Source organism: Arthrobacter mangrovi (genome assembly GCF_026011795.1).
GTDB classification, from domain to species: Bacteria; Actinomycetota; Actinomycetes; order Actinomycetales; family Micrococcaceae; genus Crystallibacter; species Crystallibacter mangrovi.
In genome coordinates this window covers 124,500-144,830 of record NZ_BRVS01000008.1, presented here as the reverse complement: position 1 = coordinate 144,830, position 20,331 = coordinate 124,500, and the positions used below count along the sequence as shown (strand labels likewise).

The 20,331-nt window shown below is 68.9% G+C and carries 18 protein-coding genes; 11 read left to right on the top strand and 7 right to left on the bottom strand.

What is annotated here, in order from left to right:
- The first annotated feature begins 17 nt into the window (after positions 1-17).
- The 4 genes from AHIS1636_RS10185 (at position 18) to AHIS1636_RS10170 (ending at position 4,379) form a co-directional block, all read left to right on the top strand.
- Positions 18-1,595, top strand: coding sequence for a sodium-dependent transporter (locus AHIS1636_RS10185; RefSeq protein WP_264795708.1), 1,578 nt, complete (start codon positions 18-20; stop codon positions 1,593-1,595).
- Positions 1,592-1,729 (top strand): methionine/alanine import family NSS transporter small subunit, encoded by a 138-nt coding sequence (locus AHIS1636_RS10180; protein WP_264795707.1) that lies wholly within the window; start codon positions 1,592-1,594, stop codon positions 1,727-1,729. The genes AHIS1636_RS10185 and AHIS1636_RS10180 overlap by 4 nt, the downstream gene beginning before the upstream one ends.
- A gap of 208 nt (positions 1,730-1,937) precedes the next feature.
- On the top strand, positions 1,938-3,323 hold the full coding sequence (gene gabT, locus AHIS1636_RS10175; protein WP_264795706.1) for a 4-aminobutyrate--2-oxoglutarate transaminase: 1,386 nt from the start codon (positions 1,938-1,940) through the stop codon (positions 3,321-3,323).
- A 171-nt stretch (positions 3,324-3,494) separates the two neighbouring features.
- Positions 3,495-4,379, top strand: a complete 885-nt coding sequence (locus tag AHIS1636_RS10170) for a universal stress protein (protein WP_264795705.1) — start codon at positions 3,495-3,497, stop codon at positions 4,377-4,379.
- Positions 4,380-4,449: 70 nt separating this feature from the next.
- On the opposite strand, the gene rarD is transcribed toward AHIS1636_RS10170, so the two are convergent.
- From rarD to AHIS1636_RS10135, 7 genes are read right to left on the bottom strand one after another with little or no spacing between them, the layout of a single operon-like run.
- Complete coding sequence (gene rarD, locus AHIS1636_RS10165) at positions 4,450-5,553, bottom strand: EamA family transporter RarD (RefSeq protein ID WP_264795704.1); 1,104 nt, start codon at positions 5,551-5,553, stop codon at positions 4,450-4,452.
- 19 nt (positions 5,554-5,572) lie between these two features.
- Positions 5,573-6,583, bottom strand: coding sequence for a DUF6177 family protein (locus AHIS1636_RS10160; RefSeq protein ID WP_264795703.1), 1,011 nt, complete (start codon positions 6,581-6,583; stop codon positions 5,573-5,575).
- Complete coding sequence (locus AHIS1636_RS10155) at positions 6,580-6,999, bottom strand: hypothetical protein (RefSeq protein ID WP_264795702.1); 420 nt, start codon at positions 6,997-6,999, stop codon at positions 6,580-6,582. Before AHIS1636_RS10155 ends, AHIS1636_RS10160 begins: the two co-directional genes overlap by 4 nt.
- Positions 6,989-11,008, bottom strand: a complete 4,020-nt coding sequence (gene eccCa, locus AHIS1636_RS10150) for a type VII secretion protein EccCa (RefSeq protein ID WP_264795701.1) — start codon at positions 11,006-11,008, stop codon at positions 6,989-6,991. The genes AHIS1636_RS10155 and eccCa overlap by 11 nt, the downstream gene beginning before the upstream one ends.
- Positions 11,009-11,010: 2 nt before the next feature.
- Positions 11,011-11,994, bottom strand: coding sequence for a MinD/ParA family ATP-binding protein (locus AHIS1636_RS10145; protein ID WP_264795700.1), 984 nt, complete (start codon positions 11,992-11,994; stop codon positions 11,011-11,013).
- 52 nt (positions 11,995-12,046) lie between these two features.
- Positions 12,047-13,369 carry a type VII secretion integral membrane protein EccD gene (gene eccD, locus AHIS1636_RS10140; RefSeq protein WP_264795699.1) on the bottom strand — a complete coding sequence of 441 codons (1,323 nt, stop codon included), beginning with the start codon at positions 13,367-13,369 and terminating at the stop codon, positions 12,047-12,049.
- A 5-nt stretch (positions 13,370-13,374) separates the two neighbouring features.
- A complete protein-coding gene (locus AHIS1636_RS10135; protein WP_264795698.1) occupies positions 13,375-13,677 on the bottom strand; it encodes a hypothetical protein in 303 nt (100 codons plus the stop codon).
- 292 nt (positions 13,678-13,969) lie between these two features.
- Here AHIS1636_RS10135 and AHIS1636_RS10130 point away from each other — a divergent pair, with 292 nt between their 5' ends.
- The 7 genes from AHIS1636_RS10130 (at position 13,970) to AHIS1636_RS10100 (ending at position 20,325) form a co-directional block, all read left to right on the top strand.
- Positions 13,970-14,305 carry a hypothetical protein gene (locus tag AHIS1636_RS10130; protein ID WP_262105891.1) on the top strand — a complete coding sequence of 112 codons (336 nt, stop codon included), beginning with the start codon at positions 13,970-13,972 and terminating at the stop codon, positions 14,303-14,305.
- 76 nt (positions 14,306-14,381) lie between these two features.
- Complete coding sequence (locus AHIS1636_RS10125) at positions 14,382-14,687, top strand: pore-forming ESAT-6 family protein (RefSeq protein ID WP_262105890.1); 306 nt, start codon at positions 14,382-14,384, stop codon at positions 14,685-14,687.
- A gap of 54 nt (positions 14,688-14,741) precedes the next feature.
- The gene (locus AHIS1636_RS10120; RefSeq protein ID WP_264795697.1) at positions 14,742-15,125 is read left to right on the top strand and encodes a DUF6507 family protein; all 384 of its coding nucleotides are present in this window, start codon (positions 14,742-14,744) and stop codon (positions 15,123-15,125) included.
- Positions 15,126-15,180: 55 nt separating this feature from the next.
- Positions 15,181-18,339 (top strand): DNA/RNA non-specific endonuclease, encoded by a 3,159-nt coding sequence (locus AHIS1636_RS10115; RefSeq protein WP_264795696.1) that lies wholly within the window; start codon positions 15,181-15,183, stop codon positions 18,337-18,339.
- A gap of 15 nt (positions 18,340-18,354) precedes the next feature.
- Entirely contained in the window at positions 18,355-18,780 is a 426-nt protein-coding gene (locus tag AHIS1636_RS10110; RefSeq protein WP_264795695.1) for a hypothetical protein, read from the top strand.
- 93 nt (positions 18,781-18,873) lie between these two features.
- Entirely contained in the window at positions 18,874-19,803 is a 930-nt protein-coding gene (locus AHIS1636_RS10105) for a hypothetical protein (RefSeq protein WP_264795694.1), read from the top strand.
- Positions 19,804-19,833: 30 nt separating this feature from the next.
- The gene (locus tag AHIS1636_RS10100) at positions 19,834-20,325 is read left to right on the top strand and encodes a hypothetical protein (protein ID WP_264795693.1); all 492 of its coding nucleotides are present in this window, start codon (positions 19,834-19,836) and stop codon (positions 20,323-20,325) included.
- The last annotated feature ends 6 nt before the right edge of the window (positions 20,326-20,331 follow it).

Here is a 20,331-nt window from a genome sequence, read left to right as displayed (position 1 = left end):
AACACTATGAGGTTCCGATGAGTAACACCGCGTCCCCCCAAGCGACGCCCGAGGCCGGTCCCAAGAGGGAAACCTGGTCCACCCGCAAAGTCTTCATCCTCGCGGCGATTGGTTCCGCCGTCGGCCTGGGCAATATCTGGCGCTTTCCCTACGTCGCCTATGAGAACGGCGGCGGCGCCTTCATCATCCCCTATCTGGTCGCGCTGCTGACCGCCGGTATTCCGCTGCTGTTCCTTGACTACGCGGTCGGGCACAAGTTCCGCGGCTCGGCGCCCCTGGCCTACCGGAGGCTGCACCCCCGGGCGGAGGGACTGGGCTGGTGGCAGGTCGCCATCTGCTTCGTCATCGCCGTGTATTACGCGGTCATCATCGCCTGGGCCGCGATGTACATGATCTTCTCCGTCACCGAGGCCTGGGGCGACGACCCGGAAGGCTTCTTCCTGGGCGAGTTCCTGCAGGTGAGCGGGAACGTGAACATCGGCTTCGACTTCGTCCCCGGTGTGCTGATCCCGCTCGTCCTGGTCTGGGCCGTGGTGTTGTTCGTGCTGGCCGCCGGGGTGCAGAAGGGCATCGGCCGGGCCAACATCATCTTCCTGCCGCTGCTGCTGGTGATGTTCCTGCTGCTGGTGGTGCAGGCGCTGTTCCTGCCCGGCGCGGGCGAGGGGCTGGATGCCCTGTTCCGGCCGGACTGGGCCGCGCTGGCGGACACCGGGGTCTGGGCCGCCGCGTTCGGCCAGATCTTCTTCTCGCTCTCGGTGGCGTTCGGCATCATGGTCACCTACGCCTCCTACCTGAAGCGCAAGACCGACCTGACCGGCTCAGGCTACGTGGTGGCGTTCTCCAACTCCGGATTCGAAATCCTGGCCGGCATCGGCGTTTTTGCGGCCGTGGGCTTCATGGCGCACTCGGCCGGCGCGCCGGTTGGCGAGGTGGCCGGCTCCGGCGGCATCGGCCTGGCCTTCATCGCCTTCCCGACCATCATTTCCGAGGCCCCGCTGGGGACCCTGCTGGGCGTGCTGTTCTTCGGTTCGCTCGTGTTCGCCGGGCTGACCTCCCTGATCAGCATCGTCGAAGTCATCATTGCCGCCGTCCAGGACAAGCTGGGCCTGCAGCGGGTGCCGGCGACCATGGCCGTGGGCCTGCCGCTGGCCGTGCTCTCCATTCTGCTGTTCCCGACGACGACCGGGCTGAACCTGCTCGACGTCACCGACGCCTTCGTCAACAATTTCGGCATCATGGCTGCGGCGCTGGTTGCAGTGCTGATGCTCGCCTACGGCTTCCGTGCCCTGCCCATGCTGGGCGGCCACGTCAACGAGACGTCCTCGATCAAGCTGGGCCTCGGATGGCGCATCATGGCAGGCGTGGTCGCCCCCATTGTCCTGGGCTACATCCTGGTCAACGAGCTGATCGCCAGGATCCAGGAAGGCTACAACGATATGCCTGCCTGGTTCGTGGGCGTCTTCGGCTGGGGCATGGCCGGCGCCCTCATCGTGGTGGCGTTCATCCTGTCGCTGATCCCGTGGAGCAGACGTTCCGCAGCAAACCATCCCGTCCTCGACGCGGACGCCAACACCCGGAAGGAGGCCGCCCGATGAGCACAGCCTCGATCATCATGCTGATCATCGCCATCCTGACCGTCTGGGGCGGGCTGGCGCTCGCCCTGCTGAACCTGCAGCGCCACCCCGAAGACGACACGATGATGCCGGAAGACCACGCTCCCGAACTCTAGCCACGGCGCCGGTGCCGCGGCCGGTGCCGCGGACGGTACCAAGGCCCGCTGGACAAATGCACCAAGGATCGGGTGAGGCTGTGTGCAAGGGGCCATGGCCCGGCGCCGGAGCCGGGGCATAAGGTCGGCAGTGTCTCCGCACCGCCGGCCGCCTGCTGTGCGCCGATACATCCGGATACACCCCGAACCTCGCATGAAAGGCACTCTGATGACGACGCAGACCACCCAGCGGACCTACCGGCTGGAACAGAAGCGCAGGATCACCGGCGAGTTCCCGGGCCCGAAGTCGGCGGAACTCGCGGCCCGCCGGGCGAAGGTTGTGGCCGGCGGCGTGGCCTCCAGCGTTCCGGTGTACGTGGCGGACGCCGACGGCGGCATCATCGTGGACGTCGACGGCAACTCCTTCATCGACCTCGGTTCCGGCATCGCCGTGACCAGCGTCGGTGCCTCCGACCCGGCCGTGGCGGAGGCCGTCAGGGAGCAGGTCGGGCACTTCACGCACACCTGCTTCATGGTCAGCCCATACGAGGGCTACATCGCCGTCGCCGAAAAGCTCGCCCAGCTGACGCCGGGCGACCACGAGAAGCGTTCGGTGCTGTTCAACTCGGGCGCGGAAGCGGTGGAGAACGCGGTGAAGGTGGCCCGCGTGGCCACGGGCCGCACCGCCGTCGTTGCTTTCGACCACGCCTACCACGGCCGGACCAACCTGACCATGGGGCTAACCGCCAAGGCCAACCCCTACAAGTCCAGCCCGGCCGGCAGCTTCGGCCCCTTCGCCCCGGAGATCTACCGGGTTCCGATGAGCTACCCGTTCCGGGAAGAGGCGGAGCTGAAGGGCGAGGACGCCGCCCGCCGCGCCATCACCATGATCGAGAAGCAGATCGGCGCCGAGAACGTCGCTGCCATCCTGATCGAGCCGATCCAGGGCGAGGGCGGCTTCATCGTCCCGGCCGAGGGCTTCCTGCCGGCGCTGGCGGCCTGGGCCAAGGAGAAGGGCGTCGTCTTCATCGCGGACGAGGTCCAGGCGGGCTTCTGCCGCACCGGCGCCTGGTTCGCTTCCGACCATGAGGGCATCGTTCCGGACATCATCACGATGGCGAAGGGCATCGCGGGCGGCATGCCGCTGTCCGCGATCACCGGCCGCGCCGACCTGCTCGACGCTGTCCACCCCGGCGGCCTCGGCGGCACCTACGGCGGCAACCCGGTGGCCTGCGCGGCCGCACTGGCCGCGATCGAGTCCATGGAGCAGCAGGACCTGAACGCCCGCGCCCGGTCCATCGAGGAGCAGGTCATGGGCCGGCTGCGCAGGCTCGCCGAGGAGCTGGGCGCGAACAGCATCATCGGCGAGGTGCGCGGCCGCGGCGCCATGCTGGCCCTGGAGTTTGTCCAGGCCGGCACCGCCGCCACCACCAAGGAGCCCAACCCCGCCGCGACCAAGGCGATCGCCGACGCGTGCCTGAAGGCCGGCGTCGTGATCCTGACCTGCGGCACCTACGGAAACGTCATCCGGCTGCTCCCGCCGCTGGTCATCAGCGACGAGCTTCTGGCCGACGCGCTGGACGTGCTGGAGGCGGCCATCCGCGAAGCGGCGTAAGGGGCGGTTCGCAGGACGGCCCGATCCGGACCGTCCACCGCAGCGATAGCGAGGGGCAGGGGCACCGATTCGTGGTGCGCCTGCCCCTTTCGGCTGCCCGCTGACCTGATGATTTGTCGGCAGCCTGACGGTAGAGTCTGTTCCACCAGATGCCGCGAGGGGGAGTGACTCATGCGTTATGTCGTCGGATACCAGCCGGATGAGCGCGGGGCTGATGCCGTCGCCCTGGGGGTCGCCATCGCCCGCGCCCAGGGAGTGGGGCTGGACATCGTCTACGTGGTCCCGGAGAACGCGCCCTTTGTCTCGGTCCAGCCGCGCGGCCGCCGGATCCGGGCCGGCGAACAGGAGATAACGAACGCCCGGCGGCAGGCGCTGAAGCTCGTGCCGTCCGACGTCGAGGCTGATTTCCGCGTGGTGGACGCCGACTCCTTCTCCGAGGGCCTGATCAAGACCGCCCAGGAGGACGAAGCCGCGCTGATCGTCATCGGCGCCGCATCCTCCGGGGTCTTCAAGCGCTTCACCATCGGCAGCGTGGCCAACGCGCTGCTGCACGCCTCGCCCGTGCCGGTGGCACTTGCCCCGCGCGGCTACCAGAACCAGGGACCTCTGACGCGGCTCACGGCCTTCATCGGTGACCGGCCCGGCGCGCAGGCGGCTCGGGACGTCGCGGTGTCCGCCGCTTCCCGCCGCGGGCTGCCGCTGCGCCTGGTCTCCCTGGTCGCGCTCGACACCCATGAGCACTCGGACTCCGGCGAGGCCATCCACCAGGCCCACCTGCACGCCAATTCGGTGCTGGCCGAGGCGGCCTCCAAGCTGCTGGAAGGGACGGCCACGGTGACGGTGGCGCACGGACGGAGCATCGAGCAGGCCATCGATTCGCTGGACTGGGAGGACGGCGAACTGGTCATCATCGGCTCCGGCCGGCTCGCCCAGCACAACCGCTTGTTCCTGGGAAGCACGGCGCTGAAGGTGCTGCGGGCGCTCCCGGTGCCGATGGTCGTCGTGCCGCGTCCCCACGATCACGGGGCGGGGGAGCGGCGGGTGCCGCACGTCTGACGGTGTCCTCGAGGTCTCCGTAGGGGGACGACGGCGGCCGCGCGGGGGCGGCGCTAGGATACGACGGCGGTCACGCGGCGACGGGGCGGGGCGCCTTGCGGTAGGACACGACCATGTCCGCCGTCAGGATGACCAGCGAGAGCCAGACGAGGGCGAAGCCGGCCCAGCGCTCCGGAGGCATCGGTTCGTGGAAGACCAACAGCGCGGTGATGAACTGCAGCAGGGGCGCCAGGTATTGCAGCAGGCCCACGGTGCTCAGCGGCAGCCTCCGGGCGGCCGCGCCGAAGAACAGCAGCGGCAGGGCGGTGATCAGGCCGCCGGCGGCCATCAGCCAGAAGTGCCCCGGGCCGTTGGCCAACAGCGTGGCCTGCCCCTGCACCATCAGCACGCCCATGATCACGGCGGAGACCGGCGTCAGGACCAGCGTCTCGACGCTCAGGCTGGAGACCGCATCCACCCTGGTGCCGACATTCTTCTTGACCAGCCCGTAGAAACCGAAACTCAGCGCCAGCACCAGCGAAAGCCAGGGGACGTTGCCGTAGCCGAAGGCCAGCACCAGGACCGCGACGAAGGCGACGATGAGCGCGGCCCACTGGGCCCGGCGCAGCTTTTCCTTCAACAACAGGACGCCCAGCAGCACGGACACCAGCGGGTTGATGAAATAGCCCAGCGAGGCCTCGACGGTGCGCTCGCTCAGCACGGCCACCGTGTAGGTGAACCAGTTGATGGCGATGAGCAGTGCCGCGAGCGAGAGAATCCCCAGGATGCGGCGGTTGCGCACCGCCGCGAGGAAGGGGCGCCAGCTGCGCATCGCCGTCATCAGCAGCACGCAGAAGAGCAGGGACCAGACGATCCGGTTGGCCACGATTTCCAGCGGACCGGCGGGATCGAGCGTGGCGAAGTACAGCGGCAGGATGCCCCAGATGCCGTAGGCGGCGAGTCCGAAGGCCAGGCCCACGCTGCCCTCGCTGCGCGGGCGGCGGCCCTTGCCACGGCCGGCAGGGCCGGGTCGGGATGCCAAAGGCCGTGCCGCTGCCGGACCGGTGCCGCCCGGCACTGTGCCTGCCGGTCCCGCGTCCGCACCGACGGTGCCGCCAGGCACTGACGCAGCAGCGGTCACGGAGGGATCTGGCAGGGAGGCGCTGACGCCGTCGTTATGGGGCACAAGGCTCATAACATCACCTCCCGCGGAGCTATTCCAGCCCGTCCGCCGGTCCCGGTTCTCCGGACAGCCGCGCACAGAGCATGGCCCATGCCTCCAGCGGGTGGCGTTCCCCGTCCGGCTCCTGCTGGTACTGGACCGCCAGCGACTGGGCGGGGGCCACGCCGATCAGCCTGGCGCGGGGTCCGGCCGCGGCCAGGGCGGCATTGGCACCGTAATCCCGCAGGGCCTCCGGACCGAAGACCGCACAGGCCGGCACTGATACTCCCGTGAATCGGGCGGGCCGGGCAAGGCCGTCGAAGGCGAGGGCGTGCCCCAGCACGGCGGTGCGGGCATGGATCCGGTGCATGCGCGCGCTGAAGGAATCAAGCGCCGCGGCATCGAGCGGTTCCGGGCTCTCCACCAGTAGTTCGACGCTTTCGTGGACGCCGGCGGCAGAGCGTTCCACCGTGACGACGGCGATGGCCGGTGACGCGGTTCCGACCCGGGCGTGCCCCACCACCACCAGCAACGCTGTCTCCGGGGCGAGATCGAAGCAGTGCGCGGTGACGGCGGCTTCGTCCCACGGCTCGCTGACGGGTTCGGCCACGCCCCAGCCGGTGGGGGCGGCACCGGTAAGTTCGATGAACAGCTGCTCGGTAAAGCCGCCGATCCGGGTGGAGTGGCTGGCCGGATGCATGGTTTCCGCCCGAACGTGGACCAGCCCGCCGGGCAGCGCCGGTGTGAGCAGGAAGTCCTCTCCGATCTCTTCCAGGGGCCGGAAGGCCGCGCCGTCCCAGGCGTGCACGCGGCCGGTGAATCCGTCGAAGAAGGTGCCGTCCTCCGTGGTCGCCAGCCATTGGCAGCCCGGTTCCGCGAGCAGCGCCGACAACGGCAGGCTGATGGCGGTGGAGCTCGGCGTGACCAGCACGAACTGCATGGCGTCCGCGGCCGCGGCGGCGCGCGACTTGGCCAGCCACGGCGAGAGGGTGGCCAGCGGCTTGTTCTGGAACACCACGCCGGTGCCGGCGCTGCGGAAGTCGAAGGCGGATTCGTGGCTCATGCGCCGGCAACCTGCGGCAGGGCCACGACGCCGTCGCATCGGCGGGCAATTTCGTGGCAGAGGGATTCCGCCCGGACGGTTGCCTTTGGTGCGCCGTCGCGGACGTGGATTTCCTGCCACCACAGCGGCTGGTCTGCCGGATTCCCGCTGCCCGGGCTGAAGATGGCCGGAACAGGCGTGCCGGGCACGGCCGAGATCTCGGCCCCGGCAAGCAGCCGCGTCGCTTCCTGCGGCACCCGGACGAGCCGGGGCAGCTCGATGGCCAGCTGGAGCTCGCCTGCATCATCAAGCAGCTCGAGCAGGGAATCGCCCGCAGCCTGGCGGACGTTCAGGTCCGGCACGGCCGCCACCATGGCCTCGACCAGGGTCAGCTGGTCGGGCTCGCGGAGGCTGACCACGGTCCAATCAGAGCTCATCGGTTTCCTCTTCCGTGCTGTGGTAGTAGAGCTGGACCGTATTGACGGGCTTGCCCGCCTGCACCAGTTGGGCCCGGCCCGGCGGCAGCGCACGCGCGCGGATCCCATTGAGCAGGGCGCCTTCGCCGCGGTCGCCGGACATCAGGATGCCGGTACTGCCCGAATCCCGCAGTGACATGAAGAAGGACTCGTACATGCCCCGGCTCGCCCCGCGCACGCGGCGGGTGAGTACGGCGTGCAGGCCGATCTCGGGTCCCAGCGGCAGGTAGGGAACCAGGCGGCTCAGCGGCGAGGAGCCGCCCGCGGTGAGCACGTCGTAATCATCGATCAGGAGGACCACGCGCGGCGGCTTCCCGCCGTTGCCGGCTTCGCCGTCGCCGTTGACCCGCTTGTCCAGTTCCGTGGCGACGGCGCCGGCCAGCTGCTCCGCCAGCGCCGGGCTCGTGGCGTAGCCGCCTAGGTATGCCTCGGGCACCTCGTCGGCCAGCCCCCGGCGCGGATCGAACACCGCGAAGACCAGCTCCTCGGGCCCGTGCTGGGCGGAGAGGGAACGGATCACCGAGCGCATCAGGTTGGACTTTCCCGCGCCCTCGTCGCCGAGCACCACAAGATGCCGGTCCTTTGAGTGCATGTCCAGGTACTCGGCGCCCAGGTCCGTCTCGCGCAGGCCCAGCGGAATCCGGCCCTGCCGCGCGGGAATCCGGGCCGTGGCGGCGTCCACCAGCGGCGGGAGCACCCGGACCTGCATGGCACGCCCGTCCGTAGAGGCCGCCACCGCGGCCACCAGGTCCCGCATGCCCTGGACCGCGCTGTCCGGATCCGGATTTCCGTCGATCCTCGGCAGCGCGATGTGCCCGATCAGCTTCTGGTCCATGAGGCCGCGGCCGGGCCGGTCCGCGCTGATGCCTTCGGCGAGCTTCCGCCCGAATGCGGATTCGGCGGGGTCGCCCAGCCGCAGTTCGATGCGGTTGCCGAAGAAGCTCTGCTGCGCGATCCGCACTTCGTTGGTGCGGACGGAGGTCGCGATGACGTGGATGCCGTAGCCGCCCCCGCGCGAGATGATCGAATGCACCTGCTTCTCGATGTCGTCGAACTCGTCGCTGAGCTGGCCGTAACCGTCCAGTACCAGGACAATGTCCGCACTGGCCAGCTCGGGGACCATGCCCTTGGCGCACATCCGCCGCAGCGTCTGGAGGGAATCGATCTGGTACCGCTCGAAGACCTGCTCGCGCAGCGTCAGCATCGCCGCGACCTCCTCGATCGTCCGCCGCACGACCTCGCGGTTGGTGCGCACGGCCACGCCGCCCACGTGCGGCAGGCCCTCCAGCGGCAGCAGGGAACTGCCCAGCAGGTCGACAGCGTAGATGCCCACCTCGGCGGGGCCGTGGGTCAGCGCCAGGCTCGCCACGATGGTGCGCAGCGCGGTGCTTTTGCCCGACTGCGGGCCGCCGACGATGATGACATTGCCGCCGGCGTTGTTCAGGTCCAGCTCCCACAGCCCCTGCCACTGCTTGGCCGGATCATCCAGCAGCCCTATGGGCACGCGCAGATTGCCGCCCTTGGCCAGCCGGATGCCCTGGCTGGTCGCCGCGGCCGAACCGGCGGCCTTGTCCAGCGCGATGCCCCGGGGCAGCGGCGGCAGCCAGATCGGCTGCACTGAGCGCGGGAAGGTCCGCAGGGTGTCCATCAGGGTGGACATGACCGTCGGGCCGGTGGTGCGCTGGGACGCCTTGGTCTTCAGCCCCGACTTCTTCCCGGCAGCCGACGGCGGCGGCGCCTCCAGCACGGCGGCATAGCGCGGGGCGCGGAGGACCATAGGCTCGGCGGCCTGCGGTTCGTCGTCGTCCTCTTCCACGTCCACCGGACCGGACACGTAGCCGGACTTGAAACGGGTGTAGGTGGTGGTGTCCACCTTGAGGTAGCCGAATCCCGGCGCCGGCGGCAGGTGGAAGGCATCCGGGGTGTCCAGCACAGTGCGGCTTTCCGCCTCGGAGAGAGTGCGCAGCCCGATCCGGTAGGACAGGTAGGTGTCCAGGCCGCGCAGCTTGCCGCCCTCGATGCGCTGGCTGCTGAGCAGCAGGTGCACGCCGATGGAGCGGCCGATGCGGCCGATGGACAGGAACAGTTCGATGAAGTCCGGCCGTGCGGTCAGCAGTTCGCCGAACTCGTCGATGATGACCACCAGGTGGGGCAGCGGGTCCATATGCTCCCCGCGGGCCAGCCGTTCCTGGCGGTGCAGCTGGTAGTCGGTGATGTTGGCGATGTTGCCGGCGGCCTTCAGCAGTTCCTGGCGGCGCAGGATTTCGCCATTCAGGCTGGCATAGACGCGCTCGATCAGGGACAGGTCGTCGGAGAGGTTCGTGATGATGCCGGTGACCTGCGGTGCGCCCTCGAACGGGGCGAACGTCGCGCCGCCCTTGAAGTCCACCAGCACCATGGCCAGCACCTCGGGGGAGTGCGTGGCGAGCAGGCCGAGCACCAGGCTGCGCAGCATCTCGGACTTGCCCGAGCCGGTGGCGCCAACACAGAGGCCGTGCGGGCCCATGCCGAACTGGGCCGCCTCCTTGAGGTCAAGCATCGCGGGCTTGCCGCGGTCGTCCGGCCCCAGCGGCACCCGCAGGAAATCGATTTCGCCGCGCGGCCGCCACAGCCTGCGGACGTCCTCGGCATCCAGCCGCTTCGACAGCCCGAGCATCTCCAGGTAGTCCGTCGAGCTCTCGGTGCTGTTGTGTTCCAGCGAGTCCGGGGACAGCCGCAGCGGTGCCAGCTCGCGGGCCAGCGCCTCCGCCGTGGCCACGGGGAGCTCGTCCAGAGTGCCCTCTTCGGTCAGCGGCTCGACCGGATCCTCCCGGTAGTTCTGGCTCGCGAAAGCGCCCGGGCCGGTGCCGGTCTCGCTGATCCGGATGCTGACCTCGCCCGGCTCGGAGCCGCGGTTCCCGGCCAGATAGATGACGGTGATGCCAAGCTGTCCGGGGCTCGAATGCTTCTCCGGCAGCACGAGCTCCTGCGGTTCCTCGCCATAGGTGTCCGCGATGACGAGCAGCCGCGGCATGCCGCTGCCGACGCCGCCTGCGCTGCGGCCCAGGTGGTTCTGCCGCGCCGCCGCGGCCTTGGTGGAGCGGCCCTGCAGGTCATCCTTCAGGACGTCCGCCAGCGCCTCCAGCGACGGCGCGAGCCGCCGCACCGGACCGGTGGCATGCGTTTTGGACTGGTCGGCCAGGTGCGGCAGCCACGTCGCCCACGCCCAGTCGTCGTAACGGTCTTCGGGGACGGAGAGTGCGACGTGCAGGTCCTCGGGCGAATGGAAGGCGGCCGCCTCCAGCAGGAGGTTGCGGCAGACGGCTAGGGCGAACTCCCGGGAGCCGACCACGCTGACGTTGCCGGCCGAATCCAGCGGCACCGTCAGCGGCAGCTCGGGAGAGGACTCGAACCGCTGCCGGAGGATCTCCAGTTCGGTGGTCATGAACGTGTCGTTCTGCTGCAGGCTGGAGGAGGAATCATTGACCCGGATGTCGCGGTTGCGCCGTTCCCCGCTGCCCAGCCGGACGTGCAGGAAATCCTCATTGCGCCGCCGCCGTTCCCACAGCCGTTTCGGATTGCGGATGATGTCGAACAAGGCCGACGGCGGCGGGCTGGCAATGCGCGCGACCCTGATCGCCTGCTGCTCGTCGCTGCGCAGCTCGGTCCGCGCGCGCTCCAGGTACTCCAGGTAGCGCTCGCGCTGCTCGCGGCCCTGCCGGGCCTGCTTGCCCTTTTGGCTGATCATCAGGGCAATAGAGGCGAGGATGGTCACGATCATCATCAGCGCGCCGACGGCCGCCAGCGAGGAACCGCGGAAGAGCATCATTACGGTCATCGATGCGCCGGCACCGAGCAGCGGGACGAGCGACATCATGTTCACTCCGCCCGGGCGGTCGGTGACGGGCGGCGGCGCGTCCAGGGCATACGGCTCGGCGCTGCGGGCCGGGGCGGTGGTCCGGGCGGGGCGGTGGATCAATGTCACGCCCATGGTCAGCGGTTCCCGTTGGCAGCCAGCAGCACCCGCGAGGCCAGCGCCGTCGCGTCCAGCCGGGTCTGCGGCGCGAGCAGGGCCAGGTCGATCTCCACGCCGGCGGCCAGGTGCCGGTCGTAGGGCAGGGTCATGGCGTCGAGCCCGTCGCGGCTGAGCCGGACGGCCTCGCGTACCGGGTCCAGCGGGGCGCCGGCATCCGTGCCGGTTACCACGGCCAGCAGCGGGACCTCGCGGGTGGCCGGGTCCTGCTGCCACGCCTGGTGGTAGACGAGCGCGTCCTGTCTTCCCGCGACGGTCGCCGGAACCACCAGCAGTACCGCGTGCGCCGCCTTGACCGCCCAGACTGCGTCCGGATGGCTGATCCCGGTCGGGGAGTCCAGCAGGGTGATGGGGAAGAAGCGGCTGAGGCTGGTCACCGCGCGGTCCAGCGCCTGCGCATCCGCCCGGGGATGCCACAGCCGTGCCCCGGTCGCGAAGAGGTTCCCGTCCGCCGCGGCCATCCGGGCGGCAAGCTCATCGCGCGTCTCCGGCGCCTTCTGAGCGACGGCGGAGGCCAGCAGGTCGAGGGACGGAGCGGAATCGAGGCCCAGGCGAAGGGGGAGCGAGCCGAGGCCCGGGTCATTGTCCACGGCCGCCACGGCATCCTGCCGCATGGACGCGAAGACCGAGGCGAGGACCGCCGTCGTCGTTGTCTTGCCGGACCCGCCGCGCGAACTGATGACCGCGATCCTGCGGCCCGTGGAGACCGGGTCCTGCACCCCGGCTGCCGCCGCGATCAGCCGCTGCGAGTAGTCGTCGGAACGGAAGAGGCCGCTGAGCTGGCGCAGGAACCGGCGGCCGGCAGGCATGCCGGGGCGCGTGCGCAGCCGGCGGCGGGACGCCTCCGAGGCGGATTCGAAACCGCCGCCGTCCGCCGCGGCGAGGGCCTGGGCCTGGCGCCGGGTCTGCGGGCCGGGCTGCGGGCTCCACGGATCGTAGGTCACTGAGGGCATCCTTCCGGACGGAGTGGGACGGGGCGGGCGGAGCGCATCGCGGTCACGGGAAGCTGGCGAGCAGCTGGGCAAAGAGGCCGAAAAGCCCCAGCACCAGCGGCACGGTGGCGAGGATGGCGATGGTTTCGAGGCGGTTGCCGGCCAACCGGAGCCTTGCAGCCGAATGTGCCGGTAGTCGCAGCGCGAGGGCCGAGCCGATGATCAGCGCGGTCGCCAGCAGGAGCAGGCCCACCAGCCATTCGGAGCCCGCCATGTACCGGGCCGCGGACAGCGCCAGGGCGGCGACGCCCAGCGAGGCGGCCGCGTAGAGGGCCAGCCGCTCGACGGCCAGGGGGAAGGACCGTGCGCGCAGCGCGGTGGCGAGGACCAGCGCCGCCAGCAGCGGCAGGGTCCAGACCGGGTCCGCCGCGTCCGTGCCCAGGAGCCACATCGCCGCGGCGAGCGAGAGCGCCACGAGCACGGTTCCGACGGCGAGGGTGCGGTGTGCGTCATCGATGGCGGCCAGCGCATCCGTCCTGCGGATGGAGCGGCCCTGGGAACGCTGGTCATCCAGCGTCGCCAGGCCGGAGAGGGAGAGGGCGGTTTTGGGCAGCAGGCCCAGCCCGACAATGCTCAGGATGCCGGCAATCGCGGCCGTGCGCGGGGCAGTGCCGGCGAGCCCGCTGGCTGCCCAGACCGCGGTCAGCGCAACCAGGGTTCCGGCCGCGCCGAAGAGTGCCCGGGAGCGTCCCAGCACCATTCCGATGGCGGCCAAGGCAGCCGCGGACAAGCCCGCCAGGACCAGCACCTTGACCTCAGCCGTCGCGGGCAGGTGCAGCACTGTGCCCAGCCCGAACAGCCAGCCGGTCCCGGCCAGGGTCAGGCCGATGCTTCGACGGGGCCGGGCACCGAAGCCCGTGGACGCGCCCAGCAGCACGACGGCGAGGGCCAGCAGGATCCACCAGGCGTGCGGCGCCGCAAAGCTGGCCAGCATGATCTCCAGCGCCGCCCAGCTGCCCGCTGCCGCGAAGACGCCGGCGGCCGCGTGGCGGCAGCGCTCGTCCCAGCGGCCGGCCACGGCCTCGGTCTGTTCCACGACGGTGTCCGTGACGTCGTAGACCACGGCGGGCGGAGGAGCGTCGGACGCGCTGAACAGGGTGAGCTTGCTGCCGTCGGTGACCCCGTGGTCCGCCAGGCTCTGCTGTTCCGCCAGCGGTTCGCCGGAGGCCTGGACCAGGAGCTTTGCGGCGACATTGTCCCGCGGGGAGTCCGCCAGCATGTCCAGGATCTGCGGCATGAGCGTCCCGACGGGCTCTTCGGAGGGGAGCAGCAGGTCCAGATGACGGCTATCGCCGATCAGCGTGACGCGGGTGAAGGCAAGGGGCATTGCGGTCAGGCTCCCGGAATGATTTCGAGGGGCTCGGCCCCGGGTCCAGTGGATTGCTGCAGTTCTACGGCCGCGGACTGGCGCTGCTGCTGTTCCGCGCGCTGCTGCGCCAGCAGATTGCTGATAAAGGAATAGCCGACACAGATAGCGGCGATCAGGGCGGCCAGGGCGATGCTGAACAGGAAGAGCCTGACGCTGTCCACCCACCGGCGCTGATGCGGGTTGTCCCCGTACAGCAGTGCGGAGGTGATGCGGTTGCGCCGGACGACGACGGACTCGATGAGCTGGTTGTCGTAATCGTTGGCCACCCAGGACTCCTCGTTGGTCGCTGATTCAGCATGTGGAAAGGTTTCGCCGGCGGCAAGGAGGGCCGGCGCTTTCCATCATGTCACCTCCGGCCGACACAATCGGGCCGCGGCGGGCCGGGTGGGTAGTTCTCCCCATCGCCCTTCCTTGCAGACATTTGGGCGCTTGCGGTTTCATTGAAGAGGCCGACAGCCCCAGACCCTCCGCTTGATGAAGGGCAAACTGCGGGCAGCTTCTGGAAACGATAAACCAGACCGAAACTAGAGCGCCAGTGCGCCCGCAAAGGTGGTAACAATGAAATTCGATATGGGATCCCAGACCCTGTCGCAGCTGACTTCGCAGACCGGCGGATCCAATGAGGACCTGGGCCAGCTGGTCCGCAACCTCGTCGACGCAGTCGCTCCGCTGGAGGGCAAGTTCAACGGCCAGGCCCGTGTGAAGTTCGACGAGTTCAAGTCCCGGGCCGACGAGATCGCCAATAACCTCAACGGTGCCCTCGCCGCGATCCTGACCGGCCAGAGCGAGATGGATACCGCCTTCCACACCGGCGACCAGGAGTCCGCTGACAACGCCGCGCAGGCACAGGGCTCCGCCAACTTCGACGCGGCCAACTTCGGCTCCTCGCGCTGACCCTGCTGTCTGCACCTCTTCCACCCATGCTTTGCAGGCGGGCCAAGAGCACCGCCGCCTTCTGAAAGGAACAGCAATGTCCCAGGATCGCCTCACGTACGACACCAACGTCTCCGCCCAGGTCCAGGGCGAAATCCAGTCCATCGTCGGCCGCCTCGAGAGCCTCATCGCCGACCGGGAGAAGGCCGTTGCCGCCGCCATGTCCGACTACCAGGCCGACGGCGTCTCCGAGGAGTACCAGCACGTGGAAAACCGCTGGAAGAACGCAGCCGGCGAGGTCAAGGAGATTATCCGCCTCGTCCGCAGCACCATGGAGCAGAACGACCAGACCGCTGCCAACACCGGCGCCCGTGCCCGCGCCGCCGTGCAGAACATCGGCTAGCAAGCACCCCCGGGGGCGGCCCGGAAGCCGCCCCCGTCACGACCGGAGGTAAAGATGGCAGCGGATTGGGATCTCGATACCGGCTCCCTGAACAGCATCCTGACCAGGGTGCAGTCGCAGGTGGAGAAGTACACGCAGCTGTTCGAGGACTACGGAGCGGAGGTCTCCTCCCTGATCCAGGCGTCCAAGTCGCAGATTGTCGGGGAGGCCCTTGTCAGCCTGTCCGAGGAGAAGCTGCAGGCCGCCATGACGCAGGTCCAGGGCCGCAGCGCGCAGGCCCTTAATTCGACGACCGAGGCCGTGAACGCCATCGTCGCCGGGGATTCCACCATGGCCCAGTCGGTCCGTGCCGCCCAGGACAAGGCCAACGACGAATACATCCCGGAGCCGGCGCCGTCCGGGGCCCCTCCCCGCGGCCGGCAGCCGCAAATGCAGTAGCCGACGCACCGCCGAAGACCCCCTGAGCTTGAGACGAAGAAGAAGGTAAAGACCCATGGGCTGGAACCCGTCTGAGTTTCCCCCGCTGCCGGATGCCGAGGTGCTCGAACAGCACGCGGGCAAGCTCCGGACCAAGGCTGAGGGCATCCAGTCCGCGGCTTCGGAATCGCACAGCATCTGGCAGGGCACGGCCACTGCCTATAAGGGACCGGGGGACTGGCAGGTCCATTCGGCGTTCAACCGGGTCCTCACCGAGGCGGACACGGTGCTGGAGGACTCGAATTCAGTCGCGGACGCCATCGATACCTATGCCGAGTGGGCGCGCGAAGCCAAGCGGCGCTACGACGCCCTGTACAGCGACTGGCTCTCGGTGCGGGCGCGCATCGCCGACGAGGGCGACGACTGGCGCAAGAACGAGGACCTGGTCAATGACGACAACCAGATCCTGAAGGACGCCAACGTCCTGGTCGAGGACCACATGGCCGCCGAACGCGCCTGCGCGAGCGCCATCTCCGGCCTGTTCGGCGGTCCTTCCTACGTGGTGACCACCGAGGACGGCCCCGGCGCCAACCAGGTCGCCTACGGCTACACCTCGGAGCAGCTCGACGCCGCCACCGCCGAGGGCCACATCCCCTGGGGCGAGCCGACCGAATGGGACAAACCCTGGTACCGGGACGCATGGGACGGGGTCGTCTCGTTCGGCAAGGGCGTTTGGAGCGGCATCACCGGCACCGTGACCGGCCTGTGGAACATGGTCAACTTCACGGACATGGACACGTTCTCGGCGACCTGGAAGGGGATCGGACAGCTCGCGCTGGACGTGGCCATCGTGACTTCCCCGGTGGCCCAGGTCGCCCTGCGTGCCACCGGCAACGGCCGCATCGCCGATGGGGCGGGGGAGCGGCTGGTGGCCGTCGGCAAGGCCGCCATCCACTGGGACGACTGGAAGCGGGACCCGGCGTATGCCGCCGGTGCCACCACCTTCGACTTGGCATCCATCCTGCTCACCGCCGGCGGCGGTGCCGTCGCCAAGACCGGCTCGGTCGCCTCCGCCGTCACCCGCATCGGCCAGACCGGCAGCAAGATCGGCTCGGTGGTCAACGTCAGCGGCCTCTCCCGCATGGCCGGCCTGACGACCAAGGTCCTGGACCTCGGGTCTGCGCTCAAGGTCAACACCATCAACTTCGCCACCGACAGCGCCCGCGTAACCCTCGGCCGGATGGCACCCGCCGCGGTCCGCGTGGACAACTTCCTTAACGACGTCGGCAACACGCTGTCCGGTCCGCGTCCCGCCTACGCCGGCGTCAGCGCGGGCCACGGCCCGGGTCCGGTCAGCACCCGGATCGACAACCTCATCACCCGCTTCGATACCGAAGGCCCCTCCGGCCCCAACCGCGGCCCGGCCGGCCACGCCGACGCGGATGCACCCGCCCGGGAGCCCAGCGGCCCGGCCGCGGATACGGATGCCGCCTCCAACGTGCCGGATTCGGGGGACAACCGCACTCCGGCCGCCGCTACTCCGGAGGCGGAGGCTCCGGCAGGCCGCGGTGCCCCGGCGGACGGCCAGGCTGGCTCTGTTCCCGGAACCGATACCTCGGGAAGACCCGCCGCGGGCGAATTGATCCGCGATGCCGACGGCAACCCGAGCATCGTGCGGTTCCCGGACGGCACCGAGCACAAGGTGACCACGAACCTGTCCAACCTGCGCCAGGCCGACGCCTGGGACGACGTCCGCGAGGCGCTGGAACGCAGCGGCAAGGACGAGGACTGGCTCCGCGACGTCGTCGGACGCCAGGTCGAAGAACTCTCGCCGGAAGATGCCGCCGCGCTCCACGACATCCGCCGTTCCATCCCGGCACCGGATACCTCGACGGTGTTCCAGAAGGTCATGGACCGCGGCAGCGCCGATGCCCTCTTCGATGCGTCGAACCCGTACCGGGGCGGCGCGATGGGCTACATCTCGCGGGCGGAGCACACCGCCGGGCTTCGGACGCCGGCAGACATCCACGACGGCCTCCGGCTGGACTACGACAACACGCCGTACCGGCCCGATAATTCGCTGCCGGTCTACGCGGTCAGGTTCCAGGGGACGGCCGACTCCATCGGAAACGTTCGGGTGCCCGATGGGCGCATGATGGACGCCCTGCACGGCCCGGATGCCCCGCATGCCCGGCCGGATGCCCCGGACGACTACAGCACTCCATCGCCCCACCGGGACGCGAGCCCGAACACCGGACACGGTTTCACCAGCAGCACATCCTCGAACGGCGACCTGATCCCGGAAGAGGCCACCCACCGGGACATCGGCGCGGTGCAGTACCAAAAGGGTGCCGAGATGTGGGAGATCAACGGCTCGGGCAAAGAGACGCTCACGGGGGTCTACAACGGCAAGATTTGGGACCGCGTGGCGGAGTTCGACGGCGGTACCGGCCCTTCCACGCCAAGCACACCTACTCCGGGTCCCAGTGCCGGCCAGCAGCTCATTGACGCCGCACGGCCCGAGATCGTCCGCGAGGTTCCGGTCGAGGGCCTGCGGAAGACGGAAATCTTCAGCGCACGGACCGACCTGGAACCCAACACGCTCTACGACGTCAGCGGCCGCGGAAAGTTCTACACGGACGGCGACGGCAAGGTCGTCCTGGTCGAGACCTCCACGAAGCGGTTCGGCCGGCTGAATCCCGACCTGCAGAACCCGCTTCCGAATGCCACCTACCATGTCAACGACTACATGGTCGTCAAGACCGACGACCTGGGCAGGACGGTCCATACCCACGTCGACGCACTCTCGCTGGCAGACGGCGGCCGGCACCGGGTGAACCAGACCGAAGTCGGCCACATCGGTAACGCGGAGCTCAACGGCGGGAAGGACATACGCCTTGACGAGAACGGCACGAAGCGCCCGTACTCGGAGTACCAGCACCAGGCCAAGTACGAAGGCGGCCACGGGCTGGGCAGGGCCTTCGGAGGCATCCGGGAGTGGCTGAACTACACGCCGATGAGCAAGATCCTGAACGGCGGACGAACGGGCATAGCGTCGTTCTTCCGGGTGGAGCGTGAACTGGAGGCGCTCCTGCGGGCGAATCCGGGTACTTCCATAGAATTCGATGTGCGCAACCTGTTCCGGGGCGAATCGAAAGTGCCGCACCGATACACAGTTCGGTACAGTATCGACGGGGCCAAGCCCAAAGTGCTCCGCCTGACCAATCGGGTTTAGGCAGGAAGGATAGCCGTGTCATTTCTGGACGGCAGCATCGCTGCTCAAGAGATCGTTAGCCGCATCGTTGCCCTCGTCGTGGCTGGCCAGGAACCGGGATGGGATCGGATCGAAATCTGGAACGCCGAAGCCGCGGGCTTCGGATCTGCGTCGGTCGATGTCGTGGCCGGAGGGGAAACGACCTGGCCGGATCCTCCGGAAGAGGTTATCGATCTCTTCGAGGAGCTCAAGGAGGCCATGTACCGTCCGGACACCGGAACATGGCTCAGTGTAAGGATCTCCATCAGCGCGGACGGCAGCGCGGACGCCGACTACAACTACGACGAGCCGCCGGCATGGGGAATGGAAGTGGAGCCCGGCCTGTACGGGGAGGAACTGGAACGGTTTCCCCGTTCGCCGGAGAACATTCCGGACTGGATGAAGGCAGACGCCGGGCTCTAGCCGGCCCGGCCGGCAAACGAATCCGGCGGGGAATGGCATTCCGGAATGGAATGAAGGCGCATGCCGGCCATCGCCGGGCAGGAAAGGGAACGTGTGGTAACGATTTTGCAGAAGGCCGTTCATGCCTTCGATCTGGAGCAGTTCCTCGGACGGTCGGCGGACCTACTGGCAGGATACGCGGTTCCGGCTGCCCAGGTCGCCGGTCTGGCGCCCGCGCAACTGCATATGGTGCACGGTCTCGGCTTCGCTGGTTCGCCGTTCCCGGCCGACCCCGAATACGTCGACGTCCTGCGGTTCCCGGCACCGGCCCGGGAATTCTGCCATGATGCGGTGGCCCCTGAGATTCGGGATCATCCGCCCTTCACCGGGACCGGGTTCGCCAGCTGGGATGGCGGCGTGCCGGTGCCGCTCTACTACCTGGACCCTGTGCGGGTGCCGGCCGGAGCGGAGCTGTGGCGGATCACCGGACAGGGCGCCGAGACGCTACTCGGCGTGTACCCCGATGCCGCTTCAGGGTGGGTCCCGGTTGAATGGGGTGGTCCGGGTACGTTCGAGATGCTGGCGCCGCAGGACGTGCTCGGCACTGTCGCTGTATGGGACTTCAACCCGTACATCGCCGACATTGTGGACGACGGCGGGGCCGTGGTGCTGTGCGCCTTTGCCCAGCCCGATGACGAGGAGCCTGAGGACGGTGACCTGGACGAGGACGAGTTCCGGGAGCCGTGGACCGAAACCGCGCGCGGTCTATGGCGGAAGAAGGTCGATATCGGGGAAGTCACGGACGTGTTCGAGGGGGTTTGGACGGCCAGCTTCCGCGGCTTGGACTTCCGGATTACGGGTCTCGGGCGGGACGACCAGGGGCAGGACATTTTCAAGCTCCATTACCTTGGCCACGATGCTGCCGCTGCGGAGGCAGCAGGCCTGCACAAGTCCGACGCCGGCGTGTACTGGGCCACGGCAACACGGGCAGAAGTCGCCGATGTGAGGGAAGTGCAGCTGCGTCCGACGCAGTTCGCCCGTTGACGGAGCCGGGCCGGATGGAAAAGAGACTGCGTGGTTGATTCACCCTATGGTGTGCCGTACCCGGGCAAATGGGCGCTGTGGCGGGGCGGTTGGTACGAGGCCCGGACCTACAGCGATGACGAGAAGCTGATGCTGTTGTCCCATGAAGGCGCCGAGGCGCCCGGGCCGGGATGGGAGGAGAACGCGGAAAGCTCCCCTGCGGGCCGGCGCTTCACACGCACCGTGCCGTTTGCCGAGCTCGAGGCCTACGAGGAGTTCATCGTCAAGGCTCAATGGCACGGCTACGAATTCGGCCTCATGCGCATCGGTGCCGATGGGCGGGCGACCGGGTGGGCTGGCGAGCCGGATGGTAGATCGCTAAGCGGCGGACGATTGGTGGGCCTGCTCGACCGGTCGGGGCACTGGCACGGCCAGGCTGAACGGGACAGCGTCGAAGCAATCGTGCCCGCTGCCGAGCTCACGGATTTCCGGCTCGTCCGGCACCGCGATCTCGCCGCTGCGCTTCGCAAAGCCGGATGGTGACTGGGC

What these genes read in the sequence shown, in the direction of transcription:
- AHIS1636_RS10180 (WP_264795707.1), top strand. Translation starts at nt 1,592, where the DNA reads ATGAGCACAGCCTCGATCATCATGCTGATCATCGCCATCCTGACCGTC.
- AHIS1636_RS10160 (WP_264795703.1), bottom strand. Translation starts at nt 6,583, where the DNA reads ATGAGCCACGAATCCGCCTTCGACTTCCGCAGCGCCGGCACCGGCGTG.
- AHIS1636_RS10170 (WP_264795705.1), top strand. Translation starts at nt 3,495, where the DNA reads ATGCGTTATGTCGTCGGATACCAGCCGGATGAGCGCGGGGCTGATGCC.
- AHIS1636_RS10115 (WP_264795696.1), top strand. Translation starts at nt 15,181, where the DNA reads ATGGGCTGGAACCCGTCTGAGTTTCCCCCGCTGCCGGATGCCGAGGTG.
- eccD (WP_264795699.1), bottom strand. Translation starts at nt 13,369, where the DNA reads ATGCCCCTTGCCTTCACCCGCGTCACGCTGATCGGCGATAGCCGTCAT.
- AHIS1636_RS10120 (WP_264795697.1), top strand. Translation starts at nt 14,742, where the DNA reads ATGGCAGCGGATTGGGATCTCGATACCGGCTCCCTGAACAGCATCCTG.
- gabT (WP_264795706.1), top strand. Translation starts at nt 1,938, where the DNA reads ATGACGACGCAGACCACCCAGCGGACCTACCGGCTGGAACAGAAGCGC.
- AHIS1636_RS10185 (WP_264795708.1), top strand. Translation starts at nt 18, where the DNA reads ATGAGTAACACCGCGTCCCCCCAAGCGACGCCCGAGGCCGGTCCCAAG.
- AHIS1636_RS10155 (WP_264795702.1), bottom strand. Translation starts at nt 6,999, where the DNA reads ATGAGCTCTGATTGGACCGTGGTCAGCCTCCGCGAGCCCGACCAGCTG.
- AHIS1636_RS10125 (WP_262105890.1), top strand. Translation starts at nt 14,382, where the DNA reads ATGTCCCAGGATCGCCTCACGTACGACACCAACGTCTCCGCCCAGGTC.
- rarD (WP_264795704.1), bottom strand. Translation starts at nt 5,553, where the DNA reads ATGAGCCTTGTGCCCCATAACGACGGCGTCAGCGCCTCCCTGCCAGAT.
- eccCa (WP_264795701.1), bottom strand. Translation starts at nt 11,008, where the DNA reads ATGGGCGTGACATTGATCCACCGCCCCGCCCGGACCACCGCCCCGGCC.
- AHIS1636_RS10130 (WP_262105891.1), top strand. Translation starts at nt 13,970, where the DNA reads ATGAAATTCGATATGGGATCCCAGACCCTGTCGCAGCTGACTTCGCAG.